Source organism: Bacteroidetes bacterium GWF2_43_63 (genome assembly GCA_001769275.1).
Lineage (GTDB): Bacteria > Bacteroidota > Bacteroidia > Bacteroidales > DTU049 > GWF2-43-63.
Genome location: MEOQ01000014.1, coordinates 1 through 15,858 on the forward strand (window position 1 = coordinate 1; position 15,858 = coordinate 15,858).

Annotated in this window: 11 protein-coding genes; 2 read left to right on the forward strand and 9 right to left on the reverse strand. The window is 43.1% G+C overall.

All coding sequences use genetic code 11. The features are described from left to right. Positions 1 to 438: 438 nt before the first annotated feature. The 7 genes from A2W93_07855 to A2W93_07885 form a co-directional block, all read right to left on the reverse strand. The gene (locus A2W93_07855; protein ID OFY55529.1) at positions 439 to 1,281 is read right to left on the reverse strand and encodes a hypothetical protein; all 843 of its coding nucleotides are present in this window, start codon (positions 1,279 to 1,281) and stop codon (positions 439 to 441) included. Positions 1,282 to 1,291: 10 nt separating this feature from the next. Beyond that, the gene (locus tag A2W93_07860; GenBank protein ID OFY55530.1) at positions 1,292 to 2,935 is read right to left on the reverse strand and encodes a hypothetical protein; all 1,644 of its coding nucleotides are present in this window, start codon (positions 2,933 to 2,935) and stop codon (positions 1,292 to 1,294) included. A 41-nt stretch (positions 2,936 to 2,976) separates the two neighbouring features. Beyond that, a complete protein-coding gene (locus tag A2W93_07865) occupies positions 2,977 to 4,029 on the reverse strand; it encodes a hypothetical protein (protein ID OFY55531.1) in 1,053 nt (350 codons plus the stop codon). 50 nt (positions 4,030 to 4,079) lie between these two features. After that, the gene (locus A2W93_07870; GenBank protein OFY55532.1) at positions 4,080 to 5,456 is read right to left on the reverse strand and encodes a gliding motility-associated lipoprotein; all 1,377 of its coding nucleotides are present in this window, start codon (positions 5,454 to 5,456) and stop codon (positions 4,080 to 4,082) included. Positions 5,457 to 5,552: 96 nt separating this feature from the next. Then, positions 5,553 to 6,635, reverse strand: a complete 1,083-nt coding sequence (locus A2W93_07875) for a hypothetical protein (GenBank protein ID OFY55533.1) — start codon at positions 6,633 to 6,635, stop codon at positions 5,553 to 5,555. A gap of 304 nt (positions 6,636 to 6,939) precedes the next feature. Then, positions 6,940 to 8,109 carry a hypothetical protein gene (locus tag A2W93_07880; GenBank protein OFY55534.1) on the reverse strand — a complete coding sequence of 390 codons (1,170 nt, stop codon included), beginning with the start codon at positions 8,107 to 8,109 and terminating at the stop codon, positions 6,940 to 6,942. Between the two features lie 3 nt (positions 8,110 to 8,112). Continuing rightward, positions 8,113 to 10,647 carry a DNA topoisomerase I gene (locus tag A2W93_07885; GenBank protein OFY55535.1) on the reverse strand — a complete coding sequence of 845 codons (2,535 nt, stop codon included), beginning with the start codon at positions 10,645 to 10,647 and terminating at the stop codon, positions 8,113 to 8,115. A gap of 376 nt (positions 10,648 to 11,023) precedes the next feature. Between A2W93_07885 and A2W93_07890 the strand changes: the two genes are divergently transcribed. Beyond that, positions 11,024 to 12,352, forward strand: coding sequence for a tRNA (N6-isopentenyl adenosine(37)-C2)-methylthiotransferase MiaB (locus A2W93_07890; protein OFY55536.1), 1,329 nt, complete (start codon positions 11,024 to 11,026; stop codon positions 12,350 to 12,352). Here A2W93_07890 and A2W93_07895 read toward each other — a convergent pair. After that, the gene (locus tag A2W93_07895) at positions 12,349 to 13,356 is read right to left on the reverse strand and encodes a type I glyceraldehyde-3-phosphate dehydrogenase (GenBank protein OFY55537.1); all 1,008 of its coding nucleotides are present in this window, start codon (positions 13,354 to 13,356) and stop codon (positions 12,349 to 12,351) included. The genes A2W93_07890 and A2W93_07895 overlap by 4 nt on opposite strands. A 197-nt stretch (positions 13,357 to 13,553) precedes the next feature. On the opposite strand from A2W93_07895, the gene A2W93_07900 reads away from it, so the two are divergent. Then, positions 13,554 to 14,882 (forward strand): phosphate starvation-inducible protein PhoH, encoded by a 1,329-nt coding sequence (locus A2W93_07900; protein OFY55538.1) that lies wholly within the window; start codon positions 13,554 to 13,556, stop codon positions 14,880 to 14,882. Between the two features lie 69 nt (positions 14,883 to 14,951). On the opposite strand, the gene A2W93_07905 is transcribed toward A2W93_07900, so the two are convergent. Further along, positions 14,952 to 15,821 (reverse strand): hypothetical protein, encoded by an 870-nt coding sequence (locus tag A2W93_07905; GenBank protein ID OFY55539.1) that lies wholly within the window; start codon positions 15,819 to 15,821, stop codon positions 14,952 to 14,954. Between the last annotated feature and the right edge of the window lie 37 nt (positions 15,822 to 15,858).

Here is a 15,858-nt window from a genome sequence, read left to right on the forward strand (position 1 = left end):
ATTCCTAAAACAATACTGACGTCCGGAGGATGTCAAACAATAATAGCATCCGGCTTTAGCCGGATGTAAAAAAGCACAAAAACAGGACCCTGACAAGGTCCAATCCACCTGTTTTTAAAACACATTGTTTCAATATTTCGTTTTATTCGACCTCTCCGAGGTCGGTTTTTATTCTATCTTTTACCCGGCCAGAATGGCCGGGCTATTATTGTTTGACCTGCGCTGCAGGTCAGGAAAAATCCATAGTAATCAATTACTCGTTTCTATTTGTCTCATTGAATACCTTCCTCAAAAATTTACTTAAAAACATGGGTGTCCCAGTGGCGAAGTCAGGAAAAATTGGAATGCAGCACGCCTTTGGTATGGCTGCAACTTCAATTTGGGATAAAAAAAAGCTGCCCCCAAAAGAGAGCAGCTTAATATTAAAATCGCTGAATTTTAGAATTCCCAGAGATCGTGTTCGAACACAAAGGTGTCGTTTTCAATTCTTTCACTCTCCAGCAATGCGTCAAGGTTTGCAGCATATGACACGATATATCTATCGTACACATTTGTTTCCTTAATAACATAGCTACCAAAAAGGCGTTTGAAGAACCAGTCATCATAAGTCAGGCGCTGACCATCGTTGAAGCGGTTAAAAACCTCGTTTTTAACAAGCACATTGCGTGCTTCCGGAAAATAGATCCAGAAATCGGCACGAGTACCTTTAAGGTTTCCTTCAAGGTCATATTCCTCGCGAAGCGGGCAAATACCAAGTATTCGGCATTCGATTACAGAACGCTGTCTGTCGAATATCCAGTCCTCTTTCACGCGAAACATAGTGACAGAGGCAACGTCGAACGGAGTTGGAATAATTGTATCAGGCAACTGCTCCCCAGTAAATGGGTCGAATCGGTCCTTCAAAGTGTCTATCTTGACAAGAACAGCTTTTACTTCTTCGGGCGACATCGGAGATTTGAATTCATCGTCTACAGCTCCGTAAGCAGTAATACTGTTTTCTTCAATCCCTTTGAGAATAGAACTCATGAGACTGATACGGCCGTTGGTTGGTTGAATAGGATAATAGAGTGGATGATTGATTTTCTCACGAAGATCAATGACCCGCCAGACACGTTTTGCAAAGAAAACATCGGCTTTCCGAAGGTGCGGATACGGAACCGCAACACGGTCAGGATAGTACTCCTTGTCCCAGACTCTGTCCGGAGGAGTATCAAATACCTGAGCCAGAGATGCGAGGGTAAACCCAAGCATTACAACCACAGAGACAAACAGCGTTTTCATAATTCAATCTTTATTGAGTGATTCTAATTGTAACAGATCCGATCTGCTTATTTCCGGTTGGGCCGGCCGCAACGATGTCTTCAACCCAGAAACGGTCACCACGACGCGAATTCTGAATCATAGTTTTCATTGGAGCACTCAGCATATAACCCTGTCCGGCCATATTGATAAGGTCACCAGCAGCATTCTTATAAACAAATTGATAAGATACGACAGTGTACCTAAGGTCAAAATCGAAATTCTCGAGAACTGCCAACACATATGGAGATCCCAGGATTTCAGCTTTCGTGAAGTTTCCTGAAATTTTGTTGGCCACTTTTGGAATTGGTGTTGGGATAGGTTTTACACGAAATTTAGTCGATCCCATCGGACGTGAACTTCCGTCCATGTCTGCTGAAACATTGATAACAGCTTCGGCGCCACCAGTCACACGGACATTGTATTTTCCGCCACCGGTCGGGCTCATGGAACCATTTGAAATGCTCGCGCGAACTTTTTCGTTTGCAACACCAGGAACTGAAACAGTTACAGGGTTGTCAACACCAATATAAAAAACGTTCATCTTGTCTGCAGAAACAGTAGCAGAAGGCTGAGCAACAAAATATGATGCATTGAACGGGTATTTTGTTGTCACACCATTTCTGGATGTAACTTCAATAACACCACCATACTTTTGTTCGCCAATGGAACCAGCCCCCACTTTGTAAATACCAACACCATCTTTACCTTCAATAGTGGTGACATTTCCAGCCACTTCATTAGTAATGGTATCAGCACTTGAACCAAGAAGAATCGTTGGCTGCGTTTTTGAATCATATGCAGCAACAAATATTTCCGCTTCGTATTCGCTACCAGTTAATACATAATTGCTTTTCGCAATAACCTTTGCTTCTACTTTATCAAAAGAAAATCCTTCAGCATCAATCATAGCGTACAACTGTGCTACAACGTCAGCTTCAGCATTTCTGACTTCCAGGATGGTTTTGTTGAGAATAACAACATCGGCTGCCAAAATGGTGTGATAGAAATTGGTTACCTGCCAGCTGGCAGTACCTTCGCCAGAAACAGTAGGAAAATCTTTCTCGACTTCAAGTCCAAGATTCACATTCTTAGCGTATTTTGGTCCAAGAAGATCGGTCATCTTTTTCTTGAATGCTACGATTTTTTCCTTTAATTCTCCAACTTTCGTCCCGGCTTCGCCTTTATCAGAATCACCGAAGAAGTAGCGATGAGGTATATCATAATTGTCTTTGCCGTTTATATCAGCCAGAAAGCTTTTGCCGTCTTTAAGAGCACCTTGCTCCAATGCTTTGATTTCTTCAGGCGTTTTAGCTTCAACAAGCCCGATGATATCCCATTTCACCTGCTCAATAAAAGCGACCAGAGCGTCGGCTTCTTTCTGCACAGACAGCGCCTTATCATAGTTTTCCTTGACTTTGCCAGGAGTCAAAGCATAGGCCTGCTTAAACATAGTGTAGTTTCCATCAACCTTCGCCTTGAAAATGCGATTGGTTTCGACGATGCTGTCGTTCACCACTGTGAATGCCTGCAAAATATCTTTCGATACGTTGAGAGCAAGCATAGCGGTCAACACCAGATACATCATCGAAATCATTCGCTGACGCGGGGTTTCCGGACAATTCTTTGATCCCATAAATTACCCTTTCTTTAAATGATTAGACAATATACCTTATATTACTTGTTGAGGTTAACATTCATTGCAGAAAGCATGTTGCCATAAACGGTGTTGAGGGCAGCAAGATTTTTCGACAGAACGTTTGCCTGATCTTTGTAAGAACTCAGAGCGCCCATTGTCTGATTAACATTTTCGACAAAAGCACCGAGACTTTCCTGCATAGCATTGGCTTTTTCAACCTGTACATTGGCACCCTGCAGCTGCAATTCATAAACTGCATTGAGCGCTGACAGGTTTTTAGTAATACGCTGGATCTGGTCACCATAGGATTTTCCATCCACTGCACTGAAATCAATAGCTTCAGCTGATTTGGTGAGTGATTCAGCGCTCGAGGTATATTTCTGAGCGAGAGCGTGAGCAGCATTGGTAGCACCTTTAATACTATTCACATATTCTTCGGTTGCAGCAACATCAGTGTTGATTGCATTGGCAACTGCCTTGAATGAACCAGCAGTTTCGTTGGCATTGTTAGCAGCAGCTTTAACAGTTTCAACAAATTCATCATTAACACCTACAGTTTTGCTGAGTGAGTGAGCTGTTTTGTCATAAACATCTTTCAGACCTGAAACGCTTGTTGCAGCAGCACCAAGATTGGTTACAAAACCATCGGTAGCAGCAGCGGCGTCAGCAACACCTGAAAGTTTTCCAGCATTTACGCTGAGATTTTTCATTCCTTCACCAAGACTTGAAATAAGTTCAGGACCGATCTTGGCATCAGCAAGCATTTGGTCAAGTTCCTGTGTCACAGTTTTTCCGGTAGCATCGGATTTTCTTGGCTCCCAGCCGAGTTTTTCAGCTTCTTCGGGGTGATAAATTCCCCAAAGTTCAGGATAAACAAGACTCCAGTCCGGTTCAACGTGCATTGGTTCAAAAGCAGACGCAAAGAAAATGAGAGCTTCGGTACCCATACCAATCAAAAGCATGAGACCAGCACCAGGATAGTGCATAATTTTAAACAGAGCACCTAGGATTACAAGTGCTGCGCCCCAGCCATAAAGCTTAGACATGAAGTTTTTGTACCCTTTACTTTCAACAATTTGTTTAATACCCATAACCTGTTTTTTAAAAAATTTGACTTGTTGTGATTTTTGACCCTTTGATTTTATCTGTAAACATTTGACGAGCTTGGACCATCACCCTTCATGCGGCCCAAATAAGTCTGAACGTTTCTGAATCCAATATATGATTTACCGGTGTCCTGGAATTCGTACCAGCGTGAGCTGACTTCCATAAAGAATCCAATGTCTTTCCATGACCCACCACGAATGACTTTTCTCTTAAGTGCTTCAGGATCAGTGTCTTTTGCTTCATAAGAATAGTCCATATTCAAGTCATGAGCAAACTGATACGCTGATTCATCAAAAGCATTGCTTGACCATTCAGCCACATTTCCTGCCATATCGTACACCCCAAAATCGTTTGGAGCATAATGTCCAACAACCAGAGTGTGGAAGCCGCCATCATCAGGATAGTTGCCACGTAACGGTTTGTAGTTGCCAAGAAAACATCCATTGGAATTGCGGATATACGGACCTCCCCATGGATACTTAGCAAGGTCAAGACCACCACGGGCAGCCCATTCCCATTCGCTTTCAGTTGGCAATCTGAAATCATTAACAATGGCCTGTCCAATACCTCTCAGATAGTTGTGCAGATACTGTGTTCTCCAGATGGAAAAAGCTCTGGCCTGTTTCCAGTTGACACCCACAACCGGATAATGGTCGTATGCCGGATGCCAGAAATAGTTCTGAGTCATAGGTTCATTGAACGAATAGGTGAAATCGAACACCCAACACAAAGTATCAGGATATACATTAATAATGTCGCTCTTAATGAAAACCGAGCGGTCATTATAACCCTGAGGTCTGTTGCGCAATGAAGCGGGATCTTCGCTGCTCTTGATCTGAGCGTCGGTGAGCGGATTGCGGAAGTCTTTTCTTGCAGCTGCCTTGAAATCGATCCAGTAATACTGGAAGTTCAGTTTGCGGCTGTCGAATTCCTGGCGACGATAAAATTGCTCGTGTTCCGGCAGATACATCTGCGAAAGAATTTCGCGAACGGTTTCATCATCATCGTCATACCTCAGTTTGGTTTTCCAATCGAGGTACGGCGGATCCAAATCCTGACCATACTGGTCCTGAAGGATCAGGTACTCCTCGATTTGTTCGCCGAGTAACTGACGTGCAATGGAGTCACGTACCCAGTTAACAAACTGACGATACTCATTGTTGGTAATTTCTGTTTCGTCCATATAAAAAGCCTGGACAGACACTGTTTTGGCTGTCTGTAGCTGATTATAAGGTACGTCCTGGTCGTTCTGACCCATCACATAGCTGCCCATCGGAATGAAAAGCATGCCATACGGATCGGGTTGATACCAAGGTTCGCGATCCTGGACTCCCACCAGATTTCCGCGATCTGAGGTGTCGCAGCTGGTGATGACCAGAACAAGCAACACTAAAGCTGTCAGGTACTTCATATTTAATTGGAGGTTGGACTTCATGGGTGCAAATTTAATAAAACCTATCTCTTTTTAACGCAGTTTTTATCGCTGAGGTTTCACAAACAAAACTTTTTAGAGGAAACGCACATTTCTGTAGCTGTCTGGGGGAATTGTTATGACGATTTTAAAGCAATAGTTCAACATGATCTCATGACTACCGCTACTTCGTCCTCCTCCACCCATGGCAGAAGTGGTTACATCGTAGCTATAACCTATGCCCAGGGTCTCAAGACTTCTGTTTCCGGAATTAATGAAAGGCTGAGCGCCGAGCAAAATTGCAACAGCATCCTGGGTACGATAGCTCAGACCACCCCAGAACTGACTGTTATAAAACATCAGTGCGTTGATATCGAACTGGGTGCTTGCCAAATCAGATTTAATGAAAACTGAGGGTCTCAGCTCGAACTGAGGATTATTGGGCAGTTGATACTGATATCCACCAGTAAGGTAATAGTGACGTTTAAGTTGCGGGCTTCCAAGTGTGGTAACGGCAGAGGCAAGATCTGTCTGGCTTTGCATCAGCTGACTGGAAGACAAACCTGCATAGAAAACACCAGGTTTGTTGTAGTAAGCACCAAAAGAAAGGTCAAATACCATGTCACTCTCAACAGCCTGGCTGTTAATAAGAGGATCGTTATCGTGAACAGCAACAAACTGTGAAAAATCAATTTTCTTATTCAGAAAACCAGCCATGATGCCTAATCCAAGGGTTCCGCCCTTAAGAGGCATGCGGTAGGCATATCCGAACTTCACACCAATGTTATCTTCATAGCCGAGTTTATCTTTGTAAACAACCAGCCCAAGACCTCCATGGATCGGGTCAACATTGCTGTGAAGCGAAAACAACATGGTCTGTGGTGCAACGTTGTTTTCCACATTGTTTACCGTTTCGGTAAATCCCATCCATTGCTGGCGGAAGAGTGCTGTAGCACAAATGGCGTCGTGACTGCCGGCATAACCGGGATTGATGGCCATCTGATTAAACATGTTTTGAGTAAACTGAGCATCCTGCTGCGCGTTTGCCGCACCAGAAGCCAGAAATACTAAAAGCAGGAAAAGTAAATTTTTCCTCATAATCAAAAGTTTAGGTTGTCTTACCTTCAAAAAGTGCATAAAGTAACGAAGATTTTCTGATATCAGCAACATTTTGTTCATATTTTTTCAAAAGTTTTAAGGCTTTAATGAAAATAACTCCGATCGTTTAATGAATATTTTATACTGCAGAACTTTTTTTTAGTTTCATTTAATGAATGTTTTTTGATTTACCTATTTAAAAGAACCGCATAAGCGACTATTGAACATCGTTTCGGATAACATTGCAGCACTAAAAGCAAATGAATGTGAATTGCATGACAATACTGTCGTGAAAGCGTTTACTGGTGCAGATTACGAATGTGTATGCCTAATCGTTTCCACATGAAGAAAAAATCAGCGATAATTTAACATACAAGACATTTTGCTACATAAATTTCTGAAATGTCTGCCACCATCGGTCCGGCAGAATCTCCTGCATGGCTTCTTCATAATCCCGGTAACTGCACGGCACCATATAATGTCTCTCGAATTTCGAGAATAAATTATTTGGACATGAAACTTCCATCCACCAGCGGTCACTTACAGGACTGCGATAAAACGAAATATCAGACTGTGTTTCGTGCATTGAAACTATGTACTTCATCAATGCCGATTTATTCAAATGCGGGTCGTCGCCTTTGCGGCTGGCAAAACCATCGATAAAATACCACATCATCTGGGCAGCCAGGTGAGCAGTCATGCCGTCTCTGTCGTTGGCCGGGCACAATTCATAGATTCCTACTGATGAGAGTTTTTCGCTCAGGCCGGCATAGCGCATAATCTGACAGGCATCTTCGCCATTAAAACCATTGGGCGATGGAAATGACGATGCCGGACAATCACTGATCCGGATAGCTGACATGTCGAAAGAAAGCAGGTCAGCATTGCGTATCAGCGGCTCCGTTTCTGTCATAGCCGATTTTGCCTGACCCAGGCGGGTGCCGTCGAAAAACAGTTTTTTCATTAAGGCAATGGCTTCCTGCTCAACCATATAGGTCTGATAGCCGAGATTGGAATAATTGAAAAGGAAATTCGGATCTCTGAAAATTATTTTATTGAGCCATGATTCATTATGAAAAGCCTCCTCCGATTTACCAATATCAAAGCGGGAATCAACAGAAAGGATGTTGATGATCCGGCCTCTTTTCTCGTAGGCGAGATAATTAGCATAGGTGAGATCCTGACTGCCGCCCAGCATCAATGGGACAACATTCAATTTCAGTAAAATGCTGACAACCTCGCTCACAGCCTCGTAAGTATCATCGACCGACATGCCGGTCTTCAGATTTCCAAGATCAGCTATTGCCACATTGGGAAAATGGTTCTGTAAGGCATAAAAGTAAGGTCTCACGGCGTCAGCGGCAAATGAGGAGTCACGTTCACTTTGCGAATTGCGGCTTTCCGGCACTCCAAAAATGGCGATCTGAATGTTTTCCGGATCTGGAAAGACATCACCAAGATTAAATGAAACACCTGCACCAATCTGCCCTGGCAGAAATTTTTCCGGAAACATTGAACTATCAACCGGCTCGAAATACAGCTGCAGCTCTTCCATCTTTTATTTCGTTTTTGTTTTGGCTACGGTAGCCTTTTTTGCAGTGGTTTTCTTTGCTGTCGCTTTCTTCGCAGTAGTTTTCTTCGCTGTAGTCTTCTTTGCGGTAGTTTTCTCAGCGGTAGGATTCTCTGTAGTTGTTTTTTTCGCGGTTGTTTTCTTCGCGGTTGAAGTCGTCGCCTTCTTCTTTGTGGCAGGTTTGTCTTTTACGGCAAATTTCTTTGCTTTGGAAGCTTTGGCCGATTTTTGATTTCTGGCAGGTTTTTCCGGATGCTCTTTTACGATTTCCAGAATTTCAGCACACGAAAGAGTATCGTATTTCCGACCTTTTCCAAGTGGATAATTTTTGCCTTTATATTTGATGTAGGGGCCAAAACGGCCTTTAACAATCTGCAATTCCGCGTCTTCTTTAAACGTCTTCAGCACACTATTGCGGTCTTTTTCCTGCTTATTGGCAACAATTTCGAGTGCGGTGGCAAGATTGACCTGAGTCGGATTTATGTCGCGCGGAATTGAATAGAATTTGCCTTCAAAGCGAACATAGGGGCCAAAACGGCCAACCGATACAACCACCTCGTTACCATCTGATTCACCCAATATTTTTGGGAAACAGAAAAGTGCCAGAGCCTCTTCGAGTGTCACTCCGTCGATAGTCTGACCTTTCAGAAGGCCAGCGAAACGTGGCTTTTCCTCATCGGTCGATTCACCGATCTGCGCCATGGGACCAAATGGTCCGAGTTTGGTATATACGTTCTTCTTCGTTGCGGGATCAACACCAAGTAGTCGTTCTCCGTGGTATTTGCCGGTTGTTTTGTCAATGTTTATAACCTGAGGGTCAAAATCTTTGTAGAAATTGGCAATCAATACGTTCCACTTTTTCTTTCCATCGGCAATTTCGTCGAAGTCTTTCTCAATGTTTGCAGTGAAATTGTAATCGATAATGTTTAAGAAATGTTCAATCAGGAATTTCGTGACAATGATACCAAGATCAGTTGGGAACAACTTGTTTTTCTCGCTGCCGAACTTTTCTGTTTCAACTGTTCTTTTAATAGCTCCCTTGGCCAACACCAGCGAAATATATTTCCGCTCAACCGGTTGCCGGCTTTCTTTAATCACATATTCGCGCCTTTGAATAGTAGAAATGGTCGGTGCATACGTACTCGGTCTGCCAATACCCAAATCTTCGAGCTTTTTAACCAGCGATGCTTCACTGTATCTTGGTGGTTGTTGCGAGAATCTCTGCTCTGCAACAATATTCTGAGAAGATAGTTTCTGACCTTCTTTGAGTTTTGGCAACTGGCCTTTGTCTTCGTCCGAAGCATCATCATCGCGTGATTCTTCATAGACTTTCAGAAAACCATCGAAGATAATCACTTCGCCTCTGGCAACAAAATACTGCTGCGCTCCGGAAATATCGATCTGAATTGAGGTCCGTTCAATTTTGGCTTCCGACATCTGCGAAGCAACTGTACGTTTCCAAATAAGCTCATACAGTTTTTTCTGAGCGGCCGGGCCTTCAATTTCGCGGTTGCTGGCATAAGTCGGACGAATTGCTTCGTGGGCTTCCTGCGCACCCTTGCTCTTGGTGGCAAATTGTCTGGATTTGGAATATTCCGGACCAAACGATTTCTCAATTTCCTCCTTGATGGTTCCAATGGCGAGCTTCGACAGATTCACGCTATCGGTACGCATATAGGTGATAAGTCCTGCCTCGTAAAGCTGCTGAGCAATAGTCATGGTTTGAGAAACCGAAAATCCGAGCTTGCGGGCAGCTTCCTGTTGCAGTGTTGAAGTAGTGAAAGGGGGTGCCGGATTGCGGGTGCCGGGTTTTATTTCAATCTTGCCAACTGAAAAAGCGCTGTCCTTGATTTTATCAAGAAACATCATGGACTCTCGTTCATTCTCAAAACGCTCATTGAGTTCAGCATTCAGAGAATCTTTGCCGGCTTCGAAAAGGCCATTGACGCGGAATTCAGAGGTGCTCGTAAACTGATTGATATCATCTTCACGTTCAACAATGAGTCGAACTGCCACAGACTGAACACGGCCAGCCGACAAAGCTGGTTTCACTTTTTTCCAAAGCAATGGTGACAATCTGTAACCGACCAGGCGGTCAAGAACCCGTCGGGCTTGTTGAGCATCGACAAGATTTACATCAAGACTTCTGGGATTCTCAATAGCTTCGAGAATAGCCGTTTTTGTGATTTCGTGAAAAACGATGCGTTTTGTTTTTTTGATGTCAAGATTCAGCGCTTCGGCGAGATGCCAAGCAATGGCTTCTCCTTCACGGTCTTCATCAGTCGCGAGCCAGGTGGTTTCGGCCTGTTTGCTAAGCTTCTTTAACTCACTGACAATCTTCTGTTTATCTGGCAAAATAATGTACAAGGGCTTAAAGCCGTTTTTTACATCAATGCTCAAATCTTCTTTTTGCAGGTCGCGGACATGGCCGTAGCTAGACAGTACCTGGAAATCTTTTCCAAGAAATTTCTCAATGGTTTTTGCTTTTGCCGGTGACTCAACGATTACTAAATTCTTCGCCATTCTCTCAAATTTTCCGCAAATTAAATGAATAATTATGGGATATCTTCATAAAACTTTTCAATTAATTTCCTTGTTGTCTGATTTTCAGTCCTTTGAGCCGTTACAATTAAAGGTATGAATTCTCTTTAGGGGTTTAGAGTCTGTCTAAAAATGATGTCGAAGGCAAAAACAACATTCCACCGTCCGAAAGCGACGTAGGAGCTGAAGGACATGGAACCGTTGTTTTTGGCATTGTTACGACGGTTCCATGTTCCGGCATTAATGTTAATTTTCAGCTCAGATGTTTGCAGGAACGGTGGAATGTCGCAACAATTAACTATTTTAGACAGTCTCTAAAGCTTTGCGTAAACTTTCATATTTGTAACTTTGCCGTGAAATGAATGTAAAGAGAAAGAAATTATACATTGAGACTTACGGCTGCCAGATGAATGTGGCCGATAGCGAAGTTGTTGCATCTATACTTAAAGATGAAGGCTACGATGTTTGCACCGATGCAGCAGGCGCCGATCTGATTCTGGTGAACACCTGCAGCATACGCGACAATGCCGAAAAGAAAGTTTTGGCACGCGGACGACAGCTGCAGGCGCTGAAGAGAAAAAATCCGAATCTGCGTGTCGGTATAATTGGATGTATGGCGGAACGATTGAATGAAACCATATTCGAAAAACTCGCTGGGGTTGATCTTCTGGCCGGACCCGACAGTTACAAAAAACTTCCGGAGCTTCTGAAAGAAGTGGAATCGCACCAAAAAGCTTCGGATGTAATCCTGAGTACAACCGAAACCTACGAAGACATTGATCCGGAACATTTTCAGACTGGAAGCATCACCGCATTTGTTTCCATTATGCGCGGATGCAACAATTTCTGCAGTTACTGCGTGGTCCCATACACGCGCGGACGCGAACGCAGCCGACCGGCAAGCTCAATTATGCACGAAATTAAATTATTGGCCGAACAAAATTTCAAAGAAATAACGCTGCTCGGGCAGAATGTAAACTCCTATCATGTCATTGAAGACTCAACGGAATACCGCTTCCCCGCCCTGCTTGATAAAGTTGCAAAAGAATTTCCGATGATGCGGATCCGTTTTGCCACGAGCCATCCGAAAGATTTATCGGAAGAACTGGTGAAGATAATGGCGAAAAACGACAACATCTGCAAATCGATGCACCTGCCCGTACAATCTGGATCCGATGCGGTTCTTCAGCGCATGAACAGAAAATACACGTCGGCAGAATATTTGAAAAAAATTGATTTGCTTCGAAAACATATGCCCGATATTACCATCAGCACCGATGTTATTACCGGCTTTTGTGGCGAAACCGACGAAGATCACCTTGCGACGATTGAACTGATGAAAAAAGCAGATTTCTATTACGCCTACATGTTTAAGTACAGCAAACGCGATGGCACCGCTGCTGCCAAAATGCAGGACGATGTTCCGGAAGAAACCAAATCGGAAAGACTGACCGAAATAATAAAAGTACAACAGGAACTTTCGCTTCAAAACAACAAACGCGATATTGGGAAAACATTCGAAGTGCTGGTGGAAGGATGTTCTAAACGCTCAAAAAAACAAATGTTTGGCCGCACAGGGCAAAATAAAGTTGTTGTATTTGATGCTGAAAATCTGATTCCAGGCACGTTCGTGAAAACAATAATTACGGATTGTTCAACGGCGACGCTGAAAGGGAAGATTGTTTAATTCTGATTTGACATCAGCGAAATCAAGTCCACCACGCGGTTTGAATAACCATATTCATTGTCGTACCATGACAGCAATTGGACAGTGTTTCCATTCAATACTTTTGTAGCCAAAGAATCGAAGACACAGGAATTGGGATTGCCAATAATATCGCTCGAAACAATCGGGTCCTCGCAATAGCTCACAATTCCCTTCATGTTGGTCCTGCAGCTGTATCTCACAGCCAGATTCAGCTCTGTAATAGTCACAAGCGAGTTTAGTCTGATGACAAGCTCAGTAAGCGCTCCGTCAGGCACAGGCACGCGGGTAGCGATTCCGCTGAAGCGATCACCAAGCTCCGGCATCACTTCGAGCACACATTTGATGGCCGTTGAAGAGGTCGGAATAATATTGACGCCCGCATTGCGGCCCCGGCGCAGGTCTTTGTGCGGCGAATCGATCAGCTGCTGATTATTGGTGTACGGATGAACCGTATTCATAAATGCAGTTTCGATACCAAATTTATCATTGATTATTTTTAGCAATGGCGCAACACAATTGGCTGTGCATGAAGCATTCGAAACTATATTGTCGTTTTTTGTCAGCAAAGTTTCATTTACTCCGATAATAATGGTTTTATCAACCGGTGACACAGCCGGACAAGTAAGTATTACTTTTTTAGCTCCGGCATCGATGTGTTTTTGCAGCGATTCCCGGTCTTTGTTTTTGCCACTTGAATCAATGACGATTTCAACGCCCCATTTCTTCCAAGGAATTTCGGTAGGAGAAGTAACCCGGCTAACCTGAATTTCGCGCCCGCCAACGATTACTGAATTTTCGCCAGCAGAAATAGTTTCGTTCAGCATCCCAAAAACAGTATCGTATTTCATCAGATACAACAGCGAGTTTTCCGGCATCGGATCATTGATTCCGGCAATTTCGATTTCCGGATGATTTAACAGAATGCGGAAAACCATTTTCCCGATACGGCCAAAGCCGTTTATCCCCACCTTGATTTTTTTCATTTCAATTTCAATAACACGACAAAAGTAAAGGTTTTATTTTCAATGTTCAAATACGTTTTTTTCGATACTTTGTCTTTGAAAATCGTCAATCAAACAGTAACAATAGAGATAATAAACCATGCATTGTTAAAAAATAATGCCCCCAGGTTTTGACATCAGTTCAATAAAACCGTTTATTTGTAAAAAACACAGCTGCTATGGCAAAAACAACTCAAAAACAGAAAAAGATTTTCGTACTTGATACTTCGGTAATATTGTATAATCACAGTGCTATTTTCAGCTTCGACGACAATGACGTAGCCATGCCCATTTCAGTGCTTGAGGAATTGGACACTTTCAAGAAAGGCAATGATACCAAAAATTATGAAGCTCGCGAATTTATTCGCATTCTCGATAAAATGTCGGACAATCAGCCCATCAACGACTGGATAAAAATTGAGCGTGCACGCGGCATGTTCACTGTTATCATGGACGAAACGAGCAATCCGGACGCAACCAAATTGTATCACAGCGATAAGGTTGATCATCGAATTATTAATGTGGCCATCAAGCTTTCGCAAAAATATAAAGACCGCAAAGTTATTTTGGTTTCAAAAGACATCAATCTGCGACTGAAAGCCAAAGCGCTGAATATTCTTGCCGAAGATTTCGAAACCGGCAAGGTGAAAGACGTTGAAGGTCTTTATACCGGGATGACATTGGTTGAAGGATTGACAAAAGAAACCATTGATTCTATCTATCAAAACGGATTCTGTCTGCCTGAAGAAATAGGTGTAAAAAAACCTATTCCCAATCATTATTTCATTTTGCGAAACACGACAAATTCGGTGCTTGCTTATTTTAATCCTATTACAGGCAACGTCGAAAAATTAGAAAAGAAAGCATCGTATCGGATCATGCCACGCAATGCTGAACAGGTTTTTGCGCTGCATGCCATCATGGCGCCCGAAATTAAATTAGTTACACTGCAGGGCGTTGCAGGTACCGGGAAAACGCTGCTGGCGCTGGCCGGAGCATTGGAACAAAAAAAATTGTATAAGCAGATTTACCTTGCACGCCCGATTGTTCCACTCAGCAACAAAGACATTGGATTTTTGCCGGGTGACATTAAGAGCAAGCTAAACCCATATATGGAGCCACTTTTCGACAATCTGAAATTTATTAAAAATCAATTTGGCGACAAAGATGCCACCCAAATTGATGAGCTGCTTGAAAAAGAAAAATTGGTAATTACCCCATTGGCATATATTCGCGGACGAAGTCTGAGCAACATTTGCTTTATTGTCGATGAAGCACAAAACCTCACCCCTCACGAAGTGAAAACAATTATCACACGCGCCGGAGAAGGAACCAAGATTATTTTCACCGGTGACATTCACCAGATCGACACGCCATATCTAGATTCGCAAAGTAACGGACTCAGCTATCTGATCGATAAGGTGAAGCATCACGCATTGTACGCCCATGTGAAACTCGAAAAAGGAGAACGCAGTGAGCTGGCGAATCTTGCTAACGATTTGCTGTAAATAAAAAGAGGCTTTCCAGAAACTGGCAGCCTCTTTTTTTTAAGAGATAGATTGCAAATTAATGTCGTATCACTTCTTCCCACCTTTGTGAGAATTGGATTGACCGGGGTTTGATTTATGCGATCTGTTTGTTTGTGTAGCTTGATTCTGTTTAGTCCCCTGCGATTTTTGCTGAACAGGATAATTCCCGTGCGATTGAGGTGAAGGTTTTACATAGTTATTATGTTTCACCTGCGGCCTGTAGGTATGGAATTGGTTCCCGGAAAATTTCTGGCCGGGCTTATCGTTGTCCTTAATTGCATAAGGAGTGAATTTTTTGCCATTATACTTCTCCACCTCATGTTTATTGGGCCCCATGTTGTACCATGAATTATTCGCATGGCCCTTCCTGAAATTTTTTATCTCCCTGGAATTGTGAAAAACCATTCGGTTATATGAAGCATTTACATAATAGTAATTCTTATTGTTCCTTTTGCCAAAATCATGACCTTTTACATACATCCATCGGTTGTATGGTGCACGATAGTTGTTGCTGAATGTTGGCCCCATAGGCTCCCAAACGTAGTACCCGTTTGTGTTTCTCCAGTTGACCCATCCCGGGCCCCATTCGTTGCCTGGAATCCATAATGGACCGTAGTTGGCGTCGTTATACCAGCGGCCATAGTGAAACGGAGCCCAGCCCCATGGGTAATTGGAGACCCATGCCCAGCCCTCATCGGTATAGGCCCAATAACCGTTGGTAGCGTAAGGTGTAAACCCCGGTGCTACATTTGGCTTCCATACATAACCGTGATTAGGAACGGCTAGCCACGTGCCATATGGACTCAATTCAGTATAAAAAATCTGACTGCTTACATCGCGTTTTGCTGAGGCTTTTTGAGGATGAATCAATAAACCTAAACAAAGTATAAGCATTAGCGAAACAACTGTTGTTCTCATAATTTCATTATTAGTCTGGTGAAAATATCAATTAATA